We start from the raw sequence: 15,847 nt of genomic DNA on the forward strand, positions 1-15,847 counted from the left end.
ACTTCTGACCACTCCTGTTTTGATAGCTGCCAGCGCATGATTCACTAGCGCTAGCAGCTATTTTTTCATCACTTTCAGACCTGTGGCATGCGCTGCAGCAGCCGGGTGGTACTGCGCGGCCAGCCCACCGGACCGAACCAGGCGCCGCCAGCAATCGCCCAGGCGTTGACCAAGCCGTAAAGCACCAGCGCCGCCCCCTGCGCTGCAAACACGGCGGCCAGTCCACCGCCCCAGCGCAGCGCCAGCCAGCCGCCGGTGACGGCCACCGCCAGGCGCACGATGTTGCCGATCACCGGCCAGAGCAGGCGCCCTGCCCCTTGCGAGGCAAAGTACAGCACCAGGCCCAGGCCGAAGAAGCCGTACACGGGGCCAACGGTGCGCAGATACAGCGCACCCGCTTCCAGCATGGCGGGGTCGCTGTTGAACAGGGACAGCCACGCGTTGGGAAAGGCTGCCGCCCACAGGCCAATCGCCTCGGCCATCACAAACGCCATGGCCGCGCCAATCCAGGTGGCGCGCAAGGCGCGCTCGCGCTGGCCAGCGCCGATGCATGTGCCGACCATGGCCACCAGCGGCGCGCCCAGGCCAAACACCAACGGAACCAGCAGGTATTCCAGCCGCGATGCGGTGCCGTAGCCCGCGATGGCCGCTGTGCCAAAACCACCCACCAATGCGGTCGTGACGCCAATCGCCAGATTGGTGGCGACGGTAGACACCGTGCCCACCAGACCCACCCGCAGGATGTCTTTGAACAGCACCCAACGAAACCGGATGTGCGCCAGCGACGGCCGCAGCAGGCTGCGCGGCGACCACAGGTATGCGGCCAGCACGGCGCTGCCGATCAGGTAATACGCCATCAGCGCAATGGCGCCACCGGCAATGCCCAGGCCCGGCATGGGGCCCCAGCCAAAGATGAACAGTGGCGACAGCGGCACCAGTACAAACGCGCCCAGCACCGTGACGTAGGCTGGCACAGCCATGTTGCCCGTGCCCCGGATCACGGCCGACAGCGTGTTGAACAGCCACACCAGAAACGCGCCCGCAAACACCCAGTTGGAATAGACCAGTGCCGCATTCAGTGCGCCGCCCGTGCCGCCCATGCGGGTGTAGAGCCAGCGCCCTCCGCCCACCACGCCCACGGTAAAGACCAGCGAAAACACCGCCGCAATGGCCAGCGCATGCAGCACCAGCGCGTCGGCATCGTCCCGCCGCCTTGCGCCCAGGGCGCGTGCAATGGCCGAAGCAATGCCGCCGCCCATGGCGCCCGCCGAGGTCATCTGCATCAGCATGACGACCGGAAACACCAGCGCCATGCCGGCCAGTGCATCGGTGCCCAGCTGGCCGACAAAGTAGGTCTCGATCAGCCCGACGCCCGCCTGCGCCAGCATCACCAGCACGTTGGGCGCGGCCAGCCGCAGCAAGGTGGGCGCAATGGGCGCCTCCAGCAGCATGCGGGTACGCGGGTTCAGGGCCTCGGTCACATCAGGCCCCTGCCCCACCGGCTGCAGGCCGGCGTGGCACCACGATGCGCACGGTAGACAACTGAAGCACATCGCCGTGCTGGTTGCGGGTCTCGCTGCGCACCGTGACCATGCCTCGGTCGGGCTTGGACTTGGAGGGCTGGATCTGCACCACCTCGCTCACCACATGCAGCACATCGGTGGCGCGTGTGGGCCGAGGCCAGCTCAGTTCGCCCCCCGCACCGATGATGCCGCCCGCAATCGGCAGCCCACTGGTCACTTGCAAGCGCATGGTCACGGCCGCCGTGTGCCAGCCGCTGGCGGCCAGACCGCCAAACAGCGTCTCGCGCGCAGCAGCGTCGTCCAGGTGAAAGGGCTGCGGGTCGAACTGCGCAGCAAAGGTGGTGATCTGCGCTTCGTCCATCGCGTGTTCGCCGCTTTGGAACTGGTCGCCGACAGACAGGTCGTCCAGGTAAATCGGGGACGTGGGGGCTGTCGAAACGTTGCTGGCGGGGGTCTGCGTCATGTCGATGGCTTTCGTGGAGAGAAGGTGGTTGGTCAGGCCGCCGTGGCGGCGGGGCGCGCCACGCGCGCTTCTCGGATCGACAGGTTGACCAGCGCTGCGCCTACGGCCAGCACGATGTCGATGTACCAGACCCAGTCATAGCTGCCGGTGGCCTGGAACACGCTGCCGCCGAGGTAGGCACCCAGGAATCCGCCAATCTGGTGCGACAGCATCACGATGCCGAACAGCATTGCCATGTTGGCCGTGCCAAACATCTTGGCGACCAGACCGGCCGTGGGTGGTACGGTGGACAAGAAGGTGATGCCCATGACGGCGGCAAAGACCAGCACCACGGCCGGCGTCTTGGGAGCAAACAGGAAAATCAGCACCGCCAGACCTCGCGTGGCGTACAGCAGCGACAGCAGCGACTTCATGCGCCAGCGCCCTACCGCCCAGCCCATGGCCAGGCTGCCCACAATGTTGAACAGCCCGATCACCGCCAGCGACCAGCCCCCTACTTCGGGCGCCAACCCGCACGCTGCGATCACGCCGGGCAAGTGCGTGGCCAGGAACGCCACGTGAAAGCCGCACACCAGAAAGCCTGCCGCCAGATACCGGTAGCTCGGTGTGGCCAGGGCCTGGGCAATGGCCTCGCGCGCGGTCAATGCCTTCTGGCCGGATACCGCTGCAGCCTGTGCCGCCAGGGCGTTGGAGTTGCCCTTGAGCACCCACACCGCCGGCAGCGCTAGCAGCACCAGCACGCCCAGCCACTGCATCGCACTGGCCCAGCCCACGGCGGCGGTCAGGCTGATGGCGACGGGCGCCATCAAAAACTGCCCGAACGAGCCGCCCGCGTTGACGATGCCGCTGGCCAGCCCGCGCTTTTGCACAGGCACCAGCCGGGCAGTGGCCGCCATCAGCACAGACGGCCCAGCCATGCCTGCGCCGCCTGCGGCCAACACGCCAATCGCAAAAATCAACCCGGCCGTGGTGGTCATATACGGCGTGATGAAGGTGCCCAGCGCCACCAGCGCCACACCTATCAGGATCACACGACCCGTGCCGATGCGGTCGGCCACAGCCCCGGCAAACGGCTGGGTCAGCCCCCACCACAGTTGGCCAAACGCAAACGCCAGGCTGATGCTGCCGATGCCCAGGCCCGTGGAGGTGTTGAGTGCGGACAGGAACAGACCCATGGTCTGGCGCGTGCCCATGGTCAGCGCAAAGGCGCCTGAGGCCGCCAGCAGCACCAGCCACAGGGCCAGCGGTGCGGCGGGCTTGGTGGCCGTCGCCTGCGGGGTGTGGTTATTCGTCATGCGCAGTCTCCTGCACTGGCAGTGCTGCCAGCAGATCGAGCGAGTCGTCCACCAACGCGTGCAAGGCCATCACGCGTTCCACGCCCAGTGCCTCGTTCAGCGCCAGTTGTGCGGCCTTCCAGTGGCGTTGCGCTTCCGCGCGCTTGTCGCGGCCTGCGTCGGTGATGTGCACCAGGCGGCTGCGTGCGTCCGTGCCCGCCCTCAGCGTCACCCAGCCCGCATCCACCAACGGGCGCAGGTTGCGGGTCAGCGTGGACGCATCCATCTTCATCTCCGTGGCCAGATCACCGGGGCGAATCGGGCCCAGCTTGAGCACATGCGACAGCAGCGAGTACTGCGTGGTCTTGAGTCCACATTTCGCCATTTCGGCGTCGTAGTGGTTGGCCACGCGGCGCATCAGCTGGCGCAGCTTGAAGTTGGTGCAGCCCTGCGGCAGCACAGGGGCCAGGGTGGATGGGTTGGCTTGCATGGATTTGATTGTATCTGCAATAATTGCATATGCAACTCATGCATTTCAACCCCGCCACCAACCAGGACACCCCATGACACAGCACAACCACCTTGAACACTGGCTGGCACAGGAGCGCGACATTCTGGCCACGCTGGATGCAGGCCCCGGCCCGGGCGTGGCCCGCCGCGAGCAGATCGCCCACCTGAACGGCCTGCAGCAGATGCAGGCCATGCTGCGCGGTGAGTTGCCCTACGCGGCCATTGCCAAGACGCTGGACTTCCTGATCGTCGAAGTGGGAGAAGGTACGGCCATCTTCCAGGGCACACCCCGCGCAGAGCACCTGAACCCCATGGGCACGGTGCATGGCGGCTGGTTTGCCACCCTGCTCGACTCCGCCCTGGGCTGCTCCATCCACACGCGCATGGAACCTGGGCGCGGCTACACCACGGCCGAGCTGGGCATCAACCTGGTAAAGGCCATCACGCCCAAGGTACAGCGCGTGCGCGCCGAGGGCCGGGTGATCCACAGCGGGCGCCAGCTGGCCACGGCCGAGGCGCGCCTGGTGGGGCCGGACGGCACGCTGTATGCCCACGCCACCACCACCTGCCTGGTTTTCGATCTGCCTGCACAATCGAAGGGATGAAATTCCTCCACACGATGCTGCGCGTTGGCAACCTTCAACGCTCGATTGATTTCTACACCCAGGTGCTGGGTATGCAACTGCTGCGCCAGTCCGAGAACCCCGAGTACAAATACTCGCTGGCCTTTCTGGGCTTCGAGGGCGGCAACCCCGGCCAGGCCGAGATCGAGTTGACCTACAACTGGGGCGTGGAAAGCTACGACATGGGCACGGCCTACGGCCACATCGCGCTGGGCGTGCACGATGCGTATGCCGCGTGCGAAAAGATCAAGGCCTCGGGTGGCAACGTGACGCGCGAAGCAGGTCCGGTCAAGGGCGGCACCACGGTGATCGCGTTTGTGACCGACCCCGATGGCTACAAGATCGAGTTGATCCAGCGCGCCGAAGGCGCAGGCGGCCAGGGTCTGCGGTAATATTCACTATCAAATAGATAGCTGCTGGCGCATATTCCACTAGCGCATGCGGCCATTTGGCCCAAAAAAACCCGGGAGCACCGGGTTTTTTGTTGGAGAAGCAGGCGGCGCTTACAGGGCGCCCAGCGTCACTTCCACGCGGCGGGCTTCGGCGTTGCTGCCGGTCGCGGTGGTTTCTTCTGGCTTCTTCAGCTCCACCTTGTCTTCGGCCACGCCCAGGGCCTTGAGCGCTTCGGCCACGGCCACTGCGCGCTGCTTGGCCAGTTCTGCATTCAGTGCGGCGTCGCCCGTGGCATCGTGGAAGCCGGAAATGACGGCCTTCTTGCCCTCAGCCACACCCTTGACCACGTCGGCCAGGGCTTCGTTGGCACCCACGGCCAGCTCGGCCTTGGCGGTGGCAAAGTAGAACTTCACCACACCGTTTTCCACGCGCACGCTGGCAATATCTTCTTCCACGGCTACGGCGGGTGCTGCGGGCGTGTTGCTGGCCGCAACGGCGGCAGGCTGGACCGGTGCCTTGGCGCCCAGACGCTTGACCACCACGGTGCCCACGACCACGGAGATCACCAACGCAATCAGTGCAAACAGAAAACCGAGGGCAAAACGTTGTTGGCTATCGTCGTCAGAGCTGGACATGGAAGATCCCTGTAGTGATGAATAAAGTGGTTGGACGGCCAATGCAGGCGTTGCGAAAACAAGGCCCCGGCCGCTTGCAGCAAAGCTTTCGATTGTAGAGTGAAGGCATGACGAATCTGCCCGCCCCACTGCGAGACCCGGCGCCGATGCTGGAGCGTGCCCTTCAGGAATGGGGTGGCCATCAGGACCTGTGGATTTTTGGCTATGGGTCGCTCATCTGGCGGCCGGATTTTGACTACGCCGAGCGCCGCCCGGCCAAGGTCCACGGCTGGCACAGGGCGCTCAAGATGTGGAGCCGTATCAACCGTGGCACGCCCGAGTGCCCGGGACTGGTGTTCGGCATGCTGTCGGGCGGAAGCTGCCGGGGCATGGTGTTCCGCGTGGACAAGGTGCATGCGCGGCAGGTGATGATCAACCTGTGGCAACGCGAGATGGTCACCGCTGTCTACGACCCGCGCTGGCTGGTGTGCCACACGCCCCATGGCCCGGTGCGGGCGCTGGCCTTTACCCTGTCGCGCAAAAGTCCCAACCACACGGGCGAGCTGCCAGACCACGAATACTGCCGCATTTTCGAGCAGGCCTGTGGACGCTACGGCACCACCCGCGACTACGCCCAGGCCACCTACGACGAGTTGCGCAAGCACGGCATCCACGACAGGGCTTTGGCTCGGTTGATCGCGTTGGCCCAAAAAGAGGCATAGTGCACATTTTTCTGGACTCTCGCGTGGTGGCTTGCGAGACTGCGCCTTTGTATCGGGTTCAATCCCGCGTTCATTCATTCGCACCGAGGAGTTTGAGTCATGAATATTCGTTTTGCTTTTGCCCTGTCTTCCCTGGCTGTTGTGGCGCTGGCGGGCTGTGCCTCCCACCTGTCTGGCAACCGCGCTACCGCCAAGCTGGAGCCCACCCGGGGCAACACAGCCACTGGTACGGTGACGTTTGTACAGACCGGCGATGGTGTGCAGGTGTCGGGTGAAATTCGTGGACTCAAACCTGACGCAGAACACGGCTTTCATGTGCATGAAAAGGGCGACTGCTCCAGCGGCGACGGCATGAGCACCGGCGGACATTTCAACCCCACGGCCAAACCGCACGGGTCCCACGGCGCGGGAGAACACCACACCGGTGATCTGCCCAGCCTCAAGGCCGACAAATACGGCGTCGCCGCATTCAGCTTTGTGTCGCGGTCCATCAGCGTGGGCGGCCCCACCACAGACATCGTCGGCAAGGGCCTGATCGTTCACCGCGACCCCGACGACTACAAGACCCAACCCACCGGCAACGCAGGACCACGCCTGGCTTGCGCGGTGATTGCTTCCAAATAAAGCGAAAGCGGCCTTCGCCGCCGTTACCCGCGCGCTGCCAGCAACTGCGCGGCGCGTTCCAGGTCTTGCACGGTGTCTATGTCGGTCACCGTGCCTTCGTCATCCACCTCCACCTGCCGTACCCTGCCCTGCTGCGCCTGCGCGCGCACTACGCTAGCGGCGCCCTGCTCGCCAGTCAGCGCCCGCAAGCTGGACAAGCATGCGGCCGAAAACCCCACAGGGTGACCGCGCTCGCCCTGGTACACCGGCATGACCACGGCGCAGTCCGGGTCCGCCAGCGCGGCGGCGATGGTGCGCAAGGTGTCGGGACGGATCAGCGGCAAATCCCCCGGCAACACCAGCCAACCGGGCGCCTGGGCCGTGGCGCGCACGGCTGCGGCGATCGAATCCCCCATGCCGGGGTGGCCTGCGTCTTCGAGGTGCCAGGGCAGGCCGCTGGCGCGCACGGCATCTAGGGTGTGTTCCAGCACGGTCTTTGCTCCCAGGGGCGCGCGCAGCTTGTGCACCGCACCGCCGGACGCAGCAAAACGCGCTCCCCGGCCCGAGGCCAGCACCAGAACGACGGGGAGCAAAGGCGATACGAGCATGGGGTTCCGCTTGAACAGGTTGCTGGGCCATCAACTGTGGCGTGCAGCGGGCGCGATTCTAGTGCTGCGATGCCGGGCCAGCAGTCTTCAGAACGCGCCACTCGCCACCGTGAAATCCGCATGCTGCGCTGCCAGCCCGTGCAGCATGCTCACCAGCGGCCGCAGGTCATCACGCCGACTGTGCAACGCATAGCCGAGCGACCCCAGCGGCACAGGGCTTGGCAACACCTGCAACACATCCCTGGCGTGCAGGGCTTGCGCCCAGCCCTCGGGCAGCAGGCCAATGCCGCTGCCCTGTGCCAGCAAGCCCACGATGGCGCCCCAGTGGTTGCACACCAATCTGCGCGCGGGGCGTGCATCGGCCTGCCGCAGCCAGTCGTCGATGAGGTGGGTCACCCCCGAGCCTTGCGGCAGCGTTATCAGCGGTTGCGACTGCATCGCATCGGCATCCATCTGGCGCAGGCCGTGCGCCACGCCAGGGCCAGCGCACCAGGCAAAGCGCGCATGCGCCAGCGGCACCGAGGTGAGCGCGCTGCGGCTGGCGGGGCCGGCGATCACGGCCACATCCAGCTCGCCCTTGTCCAACCGCCCTGCCAGGGCAGCGCCCACATCCACGTGCACCGACACCTCCAGTGCCGGGTGCGCCGCCGCCAGGGCTTCCACCAGGCGCGGCAGCCAGGTGATCGCCGTCAGCTCGCCCACCCCCAGGCGGCAGGGGCCGCGCAGGCCGGTGGTGCTACCCATGTCCTGCTGCAAACGGTCTGCCTGCTGCAGCAACGCGCCCGCCAGGGGCAGCAGTCGCGTGCCCGACTCCGTCAAAGCCGCGCGGTGCCCGGCGCGGTCAAAGAGCACCTGACCCAGCGATGCCTCCAGTTCGGCGATCCGCTTAGACAGGGAGGACACCGACAGGTGCACCCGCTCCGCAGCCATGGCAAAGCTGCTGCAGGTGGCGGCCCAGTAGAAGGCTTCGAGCTGCTTAAGGGTCATGTCGTGAATGTATTTTCAATTTGGAGAACAAATTATTAGCAATAAATTCGCTTTCTTGATTATTGCGGTTTCAGGACACTGCTTTCCAGCCCTCGTTAGCTCTTGCCTGGAGTCACGCTATGCCCACCCCCTCCACCACGCCCCAACAGCCCCCCACCAATGCCTGGAGCGCCTTCAACGGAACGCATCGCAGTGGCCGCACGTCCCATCTGCTGTCGCTGGACGACTTTGAAGCCGCTGCCCGCCGCGTGCTACCCCGCCCTATCTTTGGCTACGTCGCCGGGGCGGCGGAAGACAACCTGGCCCTGGACGACAACCGCCAGGCGTTCCGAGAGATCGCCCTCGTCCCCCGCGTGCTGCGCAACGTGGCCCAACGCGACCAGGGCGTAACCCTGTTTGGCCAGCGCTATGCCAGCCCCTTCGGCATCGCGCCCATGGGCATAGCGGCGCTGTCGGCCTACCGGGGCGACATCGTGCTCGCCCGTGCGGCGGCAGCGGCGGGCATCCCGGCCGTGCAAAGCGGCAGCTCGCTCATCCGGCTGGAAGAAGTGATGGCCGCCGCCCCCGGCACTTGGTTCCAGGCCTACCTGCCCGGCACCCCCGAACGCATCGACGCCTTGCTGTGGCGCGTGATTGCGGCAGGCGTACAGACCCTCGTAGTGACAGTGGACATCCCCGTGGCGGGCAACCGCGAGAACAACATCCGCGCGGGCTTCTCCACCCCGCTGCGCCCCAGCCTTCGCCTGGCGTGGGACGGCATGGTGCGCCCGCGCTGGCTGGCAGGCACACTGCTGCGCACGCTGGCACACCACGGCATGCCGCATTTTGAAAACTCGTTTGCCGAGCGCGGCGCGCCCATCCTGTCCTCACGTGTACAGCGCGACTTTGCCGCGCGTGACCACTTTGACTGGAGCCACATCGCCCACATCCGCCGCCAGTGGCGCGGCCCGCTGGTCGTCAAGGGCATCCTCAGCCCGCAGGATGCCGCCCTCGCCCGCCAGCACGGGGTGGACGGCATCATCGTCAGCAACCACGGCGGTCGCCAGCTCGATGGCGCCGTGGCCCCGCTGCGAGTGCTGCCCGCCATTGCCGAGCAGGCTGGCAGCGGCATGACCGTAATGTTGGACGGCGGCATCCGCCGGGGCACCGACGTGATCAAGGCCCTGGCGCTGGGCGCGCAGGCAGTGTTTGTGGGGCGGCCCTTCAACTACGCAGCAGCAGTGGACGGCGAGGCAGGCGTTACAGCGGCCATCGATCTATTGCGCGCCGAGGTGGACCGCAACTTGGCAATGCTGGGCGCCACCTCCTGCGCAGCGCTGGGGCCAGAGCATCTCATGGACCGCCGAGCACCGTAGAGGACTGCGGCGCACGCTTCACTGCGGGTGCCTGATCAAGCTGGGGAGCAAAGTGCAATCAGCGCAGTTTGAAATGAAGTGATGGCAGCGCCGCCAACGCTCCTCTGTCGATCACTTCAAAATTCATAGCTGCCAGCGCTTATCCACAAAGCGCTAGTAGCACTTTTCATTCAATAGGGTTGGTCTGCAGCGTCACGGACAGCCTCAGGCTGATTTCGAACTTTCACTCGACCACCATTGGCAGGCAGTTTTTGACCCGAACCGTTCCGTTTGCCGCGCACTATGGAACTGCCATGGGGGGCCCTTCAGTTAAAGTCCTCGCCCCGCGGGTGATTTTTGGCCGCTTCGTGCACCCCAGTGACTGGGTTTGAAAACAAAATCTGCGACTTTGGGTGGCACCAGGGATCCTCTGAACAAATCACCGCGCCGTGCGCATCTGCGGACTCGGGCGGTCTGCCGCGTTGCAAATGCTCGCAATAGCTACGGCTATTGCTGCGCTTTGCGCCTTGCAGCCCATCCCGATCCACAGCGCACACTTACCGCTCGATTCATGCAGAGGATCCCCAGCTGATTCGGCCAAGCAAACTGCAACTCGCGGAGATAAAAAAATATGCTGCTAATCGATATAGCCGTCGAGCACACTTTGGTGTCTAAAAAGGATGGCGTTCGTCAGGCTTTCTTGCTGCATCCTTTCACTGATACACAGCGCGATTCACTGGGCAAATTCGAGCTCGTTCGCGACGTCAGCCAGCCCGGACTCAAAGACGTGAAACGCTCCACCTTCGTATCGTTTCACCAATTGGCGGAGCTGTATGCAAAAGGCCTGCTCGAAGAATTCGGGTTTTCCGTTCGCATGTGTCCGGGTAAAGGCACCTACCCTGCCAAGCTTCCAGCCAAAAAGATACTGCCCACCAGCATCAAGCCAGGCTCTTCGTTCGATCTGGCGGTGCAAAAGGTGGATATTTCCAAACCGGCCACGCGCGAATTGAAAACGGCCTTGCTTCGCACCAACGTCCAAATTTAAGCGTGACGGCGCTGATTGATAAGGGAGCCGATGTGAATCCAACCATTGCGCATGCTGAACTGATTGCCACATTCAAGCGGGCCGAGGCAGATGCCGCTCACAAGTTCGGACTGATCCAAGCGGCTGCGAACAAGGGCCCCAAGGCGATACAAGCCGCCACAGAAACAGCGGCAAAGGCGGCAAAACGCAGGGACTCTTTTGCGAAAAAGCTGGGCGATCTGGGGGTGAATCTAAAGTATTGAACGCCGCCACGCACATGGCGCAACACCCACCATTGGCGACCGCGCACAACAGGCGATGATTGTCAAAACAATCTCCGCAATCTAAAAGCAGAATTGGCCACGGGTCCTGCCCCGATTTGCATGCTTTCCAAGCACGGCAATTGAAGCGTCTTCATTTTCTGGATTACAAAGGTGTTGAGAGAGATCGGATACCGCTGTAGGCTGATTGCGGACATAGGGCGTCCGCACGCGAATGAGTACTTTCGGCTAAGAGCAGACGTTCACCCATTCATTTAGGAGAAGGCATGGAGCGTTGGCAAGTTATGGAGCGTAGAGTTCTTATTGCAGTAGGCATCGTCTTGATCTCTCTCTCTGCCTGGCTTTTGATGGATGGGGAGAGAGCGTTCTTCGCAATACTGCTGGCTCCCATTATTTTCTGGGTCTTCTGGCAGGCGTTCTTTGAAGACAAGTTAGACTCTAACGAGCCTGTCTCTGGTGCAGAGCGCCTTATGTACGTGACATATCTTTGGGCGAGGCGCCTGCTGATTGGGGGCATTGCATTGGTACTTGCCGCGATGGCCTTCAAGTTGGCGCGAGATGGTATGGGTCTCGCGGCGATTCTTCTCCCCGCAGGGCTTTCCCTGTTTGCAGGCTGGGTTTCCATCTTTGGCGCCGGAAGGGCGAAATCGATGTCCGACGATCTGCAAATCCACCGCCAACGTCACAAGCGCTATCGGAAGCCCTAATGTCGGCTTAGGGCCCGAAACCGTCGGTTTACAAAACCACCCATAGCTGCCGGTGGGTCACTCCCCGCTGGTATGAAGTCCAAACCGCGCTGTCTAGGTTCATGTGCCTGCCTTTGACGAGCTATAGTTTGCCGAGTTAGTACCTGCAGCCTTCGGCGACCCCTCCAACTTGGGACAAGATGAGTCACAACATTCTTCGAGCGATCCTATTCATCGCGTTGATACCGGCCGCACTCAGCGCGCAGCCTAGTTCCGTCTTCTTGTTGGGCGAAGGCCGCGACAACGTCATGCAGAATTGGGAGGTAGCTCGCGAGAAGTGGGACGCACAGCCTAAGTGGACACCGTCGTCAGCCGGGCCACCGCCGCTGTCCGTCGGGAAGGCTGTAGAAGCCAGTGAGTTATGGCTGCGAAAGCGCCACCCTGAACTCACACAACTGGCAGTCAGTCAGATAGATCTGCGGATGCAGTCCGCAGCTGGCTCTGGTACCAAGGACGGTTGGTTTTACCGCGTTGAATTTCAGCCCATAGTCGCAGGAAAAAAGGTCTGGGGCGCAGATCTGGTAGCTGTGGTTCTGTTCGATGGAACGGTCGTCACGCCGAAGTCAGCGCCGCGTACCCCCCCGCGGAATTGATCGGAGGCGTCTATCCATGTGCGTTTTACCCTTCGTTGCAACGGACCGCCTGCTGTGACTGTTGAGCTCAAACATTGAGCGTCCGCTTTCAACTACGGTGACCGACGGCTTCTGGCCGAATTCTGCCCGACGGCGAAGGACGCTATCAGGCCCACGGCAGACACCAAAGCACCTCCAGATAGTGAGAACTAGATTGCAATTCAATCGTGCTGCTCTCTATGGCCCGTCCTAACGCAACTGATCAAGTTGTTCGCGCATTTCTCGAAGCTCACGGATGGCCTCTGCTATGGAGCGAGAAGAGTTGGGTGCCCCCTTGCCATAGAACTTGTTTTGGGTCTCTTCATACGCGGCAAGCAAGGTGTGAATCTCCGCGCACAGCAACTTAACTCCTTGACCCGTCGCCCCTACTTCGATGTCACACATAGCGGCGGCCAAGACTTTATCCAAGTGATGTAGATATCCCGCTCCTAAAACAATCGAGGGGCCATCCTGGCCGCGAATCGAGACGATTGCACCATCCTCGCCCTGATCTAGTACTGCGAGTTCTTCATATTGCTGCAGCATTGAAACCTCCTTGATCCACGACCCGCGAGCATTACGTGAAATGAGTCGTCTGAGCGACAGCTCCTGGCCGAAAGCTGCGTGCCAAAACACAACCAGAGCAATGCTATGGTCGGACACCGACCTGAAGCAGATGGATGGGTCGTAAAAAAAGCGCCGGGCTTTCCCAAACCCGGCGCTCTTATTCCAACAAGCTTTATCAAGCCAGCTTGAACGGCAGCTCGCGTGGCGTCTTGCCCGTGATCTGCGCGATGGCATTGGCAAACGCCGGTGCCAGCGGTGGCAGGCCAGGTTCGCCCATGCCCTTCGGCGGATCGGCGCTGGGCACGATGTGCACCGTCACCTGCGGCATGTCGGTGATGCGGGGCACGGCGTAGTCGCCGAAGTTGCTCTGCTCCACCACACCGTCCTTGAGCGTGATGGCTGCGCCGGGCAGGCAGGTGCCCAGGCCCATCAGCGCGGCGCCTTGTACCTGGGCTTCCACGCTTTTGGGGTTGACCACCAGGTTGCAATGCACGCCGGCCGTGATGCTGTGCAGCTTGGGCGTGCCGTCTTTGACGGAGGCCTCGACCACATAGGCCACCACCGACTCGAACGACTCGTGCACCGCCACGCCCCAGGCGCGGCCGGCGGCCAGCTTCTTCTTGCCGTAGCCCGACTGGGCGACGGCCAGCTGCAGCGCCGCCTTGTGGCGCGGGTGCTTGTCGCCCATCAGGGCCAGGCGGTACGCCACAGGGTCCTGCTTGGTGGTACGGGCCACTTCGTCGATCAGAGTCTCCATGGCGTAGGCCGTGTGGGTAGAACCCACGCTACGCCACCACAGCACCGGCACGTTCACGTCCGGGTGGTGTACCGACAGCTTCATGGGCACGTCGTAGGGCTCTTTCATGCCTTCGATGGCCGTGGCGTCAATGCCGTTCTTGATCATGAAGGCCTCGAACGGCGAGCCCTTGGTGATGGACTGGCCGACGATGGTGTGGTCCCACGCCAGGATCTTGCCCTTGGCGTCAAAGCCGATCTCGGCGCGGTGCACGTGCATGGGGCGGTAGTAGCCGCCCTTGATGTCGTCTTCGCGGCTCCACAGCGTGCGCACGGGCGCGGTGATACCGACGGTGTGGGCCGCCTTGGCCACGCCGCAGGCCTCCACCACGTAGTCGCTGGTGGGGATGGCGCGGCGGCCAAAGCCGCCACCGGCCATCTGCGTGTTGACCTTCACGTTCTGCGGCTGCAGGCCCAGTGTCTTGGCGGCGGCCATCGCGTCCAGGCCGGGCATCTGGGTGCCCATCCACAGTTCGGCCTTGTCGCCGTCCAGCTTCACGGTGCAGTTGAGCGGCTCCATGGGCGCGTGCGCCAGGTACGGGAAGACGAACTCGGCACTGATCTTGTGGGGTGCGCCCGCCAGCGGCGCCATGTCGGCCTGCATGGCCACATTGCCTGGCTTGGCGGCCAGTTCGCGGTACTGCGCCAGCAGCGCGGCGGTGTCGGGCTTGGTGACCGCGCTGGTGTCCCACTCCACCTTGAGGGCGTCGCGCCCCTGCTTGGCGGGCCAGTAGCCGTCGGCCACGATGGCAACGCCCTCGCCGCCCCGGTCGGTGGGCACGCGAAGCACGGCCTTCACGCCCTTGATGGCTTTGGCGGCGCTGTCGTCCAGGGACTTCACCTTGGCGCCAAACACGGGCGGGCGGGCCACCACGGCCGTCAACATGCCGGGCAGGCGCACGTCAATGCCGTAGTCCTGCTGGCCGCTCGACTTGGCCTTGGCATCCAGGCGCCCGGTGGGCTTGCCGATCAGGCGGAATTGCTTGGGGTCCTTGAGTGCGACCTTTTCAGGCACGGGCTGCTTCATGGCGGCTTCGGCCAGTGCACCGTAGCCCAGCTTCTTGCCACCGGGGCCGACCACAAAGCCGTTGCTGGTGCGCAGGGCCGACGCGTCCACGCCCCACTGGGCGGCCGCCGCCGAAACCAGCATGGCCCGGGTGCGCGCGCCCAGCTCGCGGTACTGGGTATACGAGTTCTTGATGGAGTTGGAGCCACCGGTGAGGTGCATTCCAAATGCGGGGTCGGCGTAGGCCGGGTTGGCGTCGCCGTGCACGCTGCGCACCTTGCTCCAGTCGGCATCCAGCTCCTCGGCCAGGATCATGGGCAGGCCGGTTTGCACGCCCTGGCCAAAGTCCAGGCGATTGATGGTGACGGTGACGGTGCCATCGGCATCGATGCGCACAAAGGCAGAGGGCTGTTCGTGCGGCTTGAGGCCAGCGGGGGCCGCAGCGGCTGCGCCCTGTGCAGCAGACACCAGGGGAAACGCGCCCAGCGCAAAGCCCGAGGCAGCCGACACCTTGAGGAAGGTGCGGCGAGCCACACCTTCCGAGGCATCAAAAGCTCCTGAATTCATAGCGCCCTGCGCTTTATCCACTAGCGCTTGGAGGTGTTTTGGCATGAAATGTTGTGCCTGGCCCTGCAGGGCATGGGGTTCGAAGTGCATGGTGGTCTCCTTCAATCAGGCCAGGGTCTTGGCAGCGTCGTGGATGGCGGCGCGGATGCGCACGTAGGTGCCGCAGCGGCACACGTTGCCGGCCATGGCAGCGTCGATGTCGGCGTCGGAGGGCTTATTCTTGCCCTTGAGCAGCGCGGTGGCGCTCATGATCTGGCCGCTCTGGCAGTAGCCGCACTGGGCCACATCGTGCTTGACCCAGGCGGCATGCACGGCCTTGCCCACCTTGTCGTCGGCGGCAATGGCTTCAATGGTGGTGATCTTCTGGCCTGCCGCCGCCGAGATGGGCGTGATGCAGGACCGCACCGGCGAGCCGTTCAGGTGCACGGTGCACGCACCGCACAGCGCCTGGCCGCAGCCAAACTTGGTGCCGGTCATGCCCAGCGTGTCGCGCAGGGCCCAGAGGATGGGGGTGGATTCGTCGGCATCCACGGCCGTGTCTTTGCCGTTGATATTGAGGGTGGGCATCGTGGGACTCCTTGGGGTGAAGGTCAGCG

General features: G+C 63.8%; 18 protein-coding genes. 8 read left to right on the forward strand and 10 right to left on the reverse strand.

The features are described from left to right. Positions 1–74 precede the first annotated feature (74 nt). Genes IB236_RS15255 through IB236_RS15270 form a run of 4 tightly spaced genes read right to left on the reverse strand, consistent with a single transcriptional unit; the run spans position 75 to position 3,750 of the window. Positions 75–1,451 (reverse strand): MATE family efflux transporter, encoded by a 1,377-nt coding sequence (locus tag IB236_RS15255; RefSeq protein ID WP_056064997.1) that lies wholly within the window; start codon positions 1,449–1,451, stop codon positions 75–77. 31 nt (positions 1,452–1,482) lie between these two features. Further along, positions 1,483–1,986 (reverse strand): MaoC family dehydratase, encoded by a 504-nt coding sequence (locus IB236_RS15260; protein ID WP_146870899.1) that lies wholly within the window; start codon positions 1,984–1,986, stop codon positions 1,483–1,485. Positions 1,987–2,018: 32 nt separating this feature from the next. After that, positions 2,019–3,281 carry an MFS transporter gene (locus tag IB236_RS15265; RefSeq protein ID WP_192421364.1) on the reverse strand — a complete coding sequence of 421 codons (1,263 nt, stop codon included), beginning with the start codon at positions 3,279–3,281 and terminating at the stop codon, positions 2,019–2,021. After that, a complete protein-coding gene (locus tag IB236_RS15270; RefSeq protein ID WP_099730267.1) occupies positions 3,271–3,750 on the reverse strand; it encodes a MarR family winged helix-turn-helix transcriptional regulator in 480 nt (159 codons plus the stop codon). Before IB236_RS15270 ends, IB236_RS15265 begins: the two co-directional genes overlap by 11 nt. Before the next feature lie 73 nt (positions 3,751–3,823). On the opposite strand from IB236_RS15270, the gene IB236_RS15275 reads away from it, so the two are divergent. Together IB236_RS15275 and gloA are read left to right on the forward strand one after the other, a co-directional pair. Continuing rightward, positions 3,824–4,375: a PaaI family thioesterase gene (locus tag IB236_RS15275; protein WP_099730268.1), complete on the forward strand. Its 552-nt coding sequence runs from the start codon at positions 3,824–3,826 to the stop codon at positions 4,373–4,375. Then, the gene (gloA, locus tag IB236_RS15280) at positions 4,372–4,785 is read left to right on the forward strand and encodes a lactoylglutathione lyase (RefSeq protein WP_192421365.1); all 414 of its coding nucleotides are present in this window, start codon (positions 4,372–4,374) and stop codon (positions 4,783–4,785) included. The genes IB236_RS15275 and gloA overlap by 4 nt, the downstream gene beginning before the upstream one ends. 111 nt (positions 4,786–4,896) lie before the next feature. Here gloA and IB236_RS15285 read toward each other — a convergent pair whose 3' ends face one another. Continuing rightward, positions 4,897–5,421, reverse strand: coding sequence for an OmpA family protein (locus IB236_RS15285; RefSeq protein ID WP_192421366.1), 525 nt, complete (start codon positions 5,419–5,421; stop codon positions 4,897–4,899). A 107-nt stretch (positions 5,422–5,528) separates the two neighbouring features. On the opposite strand from IB236_RS15285, the gene IB236_RS15290 reads away from it, so the two are divergent. Continuing rightward, positions 5,529–6,122: a gamma-glutamylcyclotransferase gene (locus IB236_RS15290; RefSeq protein WP_099730270.1), complete on the forward strand. Its 594-nt coding sequence runs from the start codon at positions 5,529–5,531 to the stop codon at positions 6,120–6,122. Between the two features lie 99 nt (positions 6,123–6,221). Beyond that, a complete protein-coding gene (locus tag IB236_RS15295) occupies positions 6,222–6,746 on the forward strand; it encodes a superoxide dismutase family protein (protein ID WP_192421367.1) in 525 nt (174 codons plus the stop codon). A 23-nt stretch (positions 6,747–6,769) separates the two neighbouring features. On the opposite strand, the gene IB236_RS15300 is transcribed toward IB236_RS15295, so the two are convergent. Continuing rightward, positions 6,770–7,333, reverse strand: a complete 564-nt coding sequence (locus IB236_RS15300) for an NTP transferase domain-containing protein (RefSeq protein WP_192421368.1) — start codon at positions 7,331–7,333, stop codon at positions 6,770–6,772. Between the two features lie 87 nt (positions 7,334–7,420). Then, positions 7,421–8,320 (reverse strand): LysR family transcriptional regulator, encoded by a 900-nt coding sequence (locus IB236_RS15305; protein ID WP_192421369.1) that lies wholly within the window; start codon positions 8,318–8,320, stop codon positions 7,421–7,423. Between the two features lie 119 nt (positions 8,321–8,439). On the opposite strand from IB236_RS15305, the gene IB236_RS15310 reads away from it, so the two are divergent. From IB236_RS15310 to IB236_RS15325, 4 genes are all read left to right on the forward strand, one after another. Further along, on the forward strand, positions 8,440–9,675 hold the full coding sequence (locus IB236_RS15310) for an alpha-hydroxy acid oxidase (RefSeq protein ID WP_192421370.1): 1,236 nt from the start codon (positions 8,440–8,442) through the stop codon (positions 9,673–9,675). 610 nt (positions 9,676–10,285) lie between these two features. Then, a complete protein-coding gene (locus tag IB236_RS15315; RefSeq protein WP_056744850.1) occupies positions 10,286–10,699 on the forward strand; it encodes a hypothetical protein in 414 nt (137 codons plus the stop codon). 2 nt (positions 10,700–10,701) lie between these two features. After that, positions 10,702–10,941 carry a hypothetical protein gene (locus tag IB236_RS15320; protein ID WP_353937056.1) on the forward strand — a complete coding sequence of 80 codons (240 nt, stop codon included), beginning with the start codon at positions 10,702–10,704 and terminating at the stop codon, positions 10,939–10,941. A 284-nt stretch (positions 10,942–11,225) separates the two neighbouring features. Next, on the forward strand, positions 11,226–11,666 hold the full coding sequence (locus IB236_RS15325) for a hypothetical protein (RefSeq protein WP_056744848.1): 441 nt from the start codon (positions 11,226–11,228) through the stop codon (positions 11,664–11,666). A gap of 860 nt (positions 11,667–12,526) precedes the next feature. Here IB236_RS15325 and IB236_RS15330 read toward each other — a convergent pair. From IB236_RS15330 to IB236_RS15340, 3 genes are all read right to left on the reverse strand, one after another. Continuing rightward, positions 12,527–12,862: a hypothetical protein gene (locus tag IB236_RS15330; protein WP_056744843.1), complete on the reverse strand. Its 336-nt coding sequence runs from the start codon at positions 12,860–12,862 to the stop codon at positions 12,527–12,529. Between the two features lie 196 nt (positions 12,863–13,058). After that, positions 13,059–15,341 carry a xanthine dehydrogenase family protein molybdopterin-binding subunit gene (locus IB236_RS15335; protein ID WP_192421371.1) on the reverse strand — a complete coding sequence of 761 codons (2,283 nt, stop codon included), beginning with the start codon at positions 15,339–15,341 and terminating at the stop codon, positions 13,059–13,061. A gap of 15 nt (positions 15,342–15,356) precedes the next feature. Beyond that, a complete protein-coding gene (locus IB236_RS15340) occupies positions 15,357–15,818 on the reverse strand; it encodes a (2Fe-2S)-binding protein (protein ID WP_192421372.1) in 462 nt (153 codons plus the stop codon). Between the last annotated feature and the right edge of the window lie 29 nt (positions 15,819–15,847).

The sequence above is a fragment of the Acidovorax sp. ACV02 genome (assembly GCF_014851475.1).
Taxonomy (GTDB): domain Bacteria; phylum Pseudomonadota; class Gammaproteobacteria; order Burkholderiales; family Burkholderiaceae_C; genus Acidovorax; species Acidovorax delafieldii.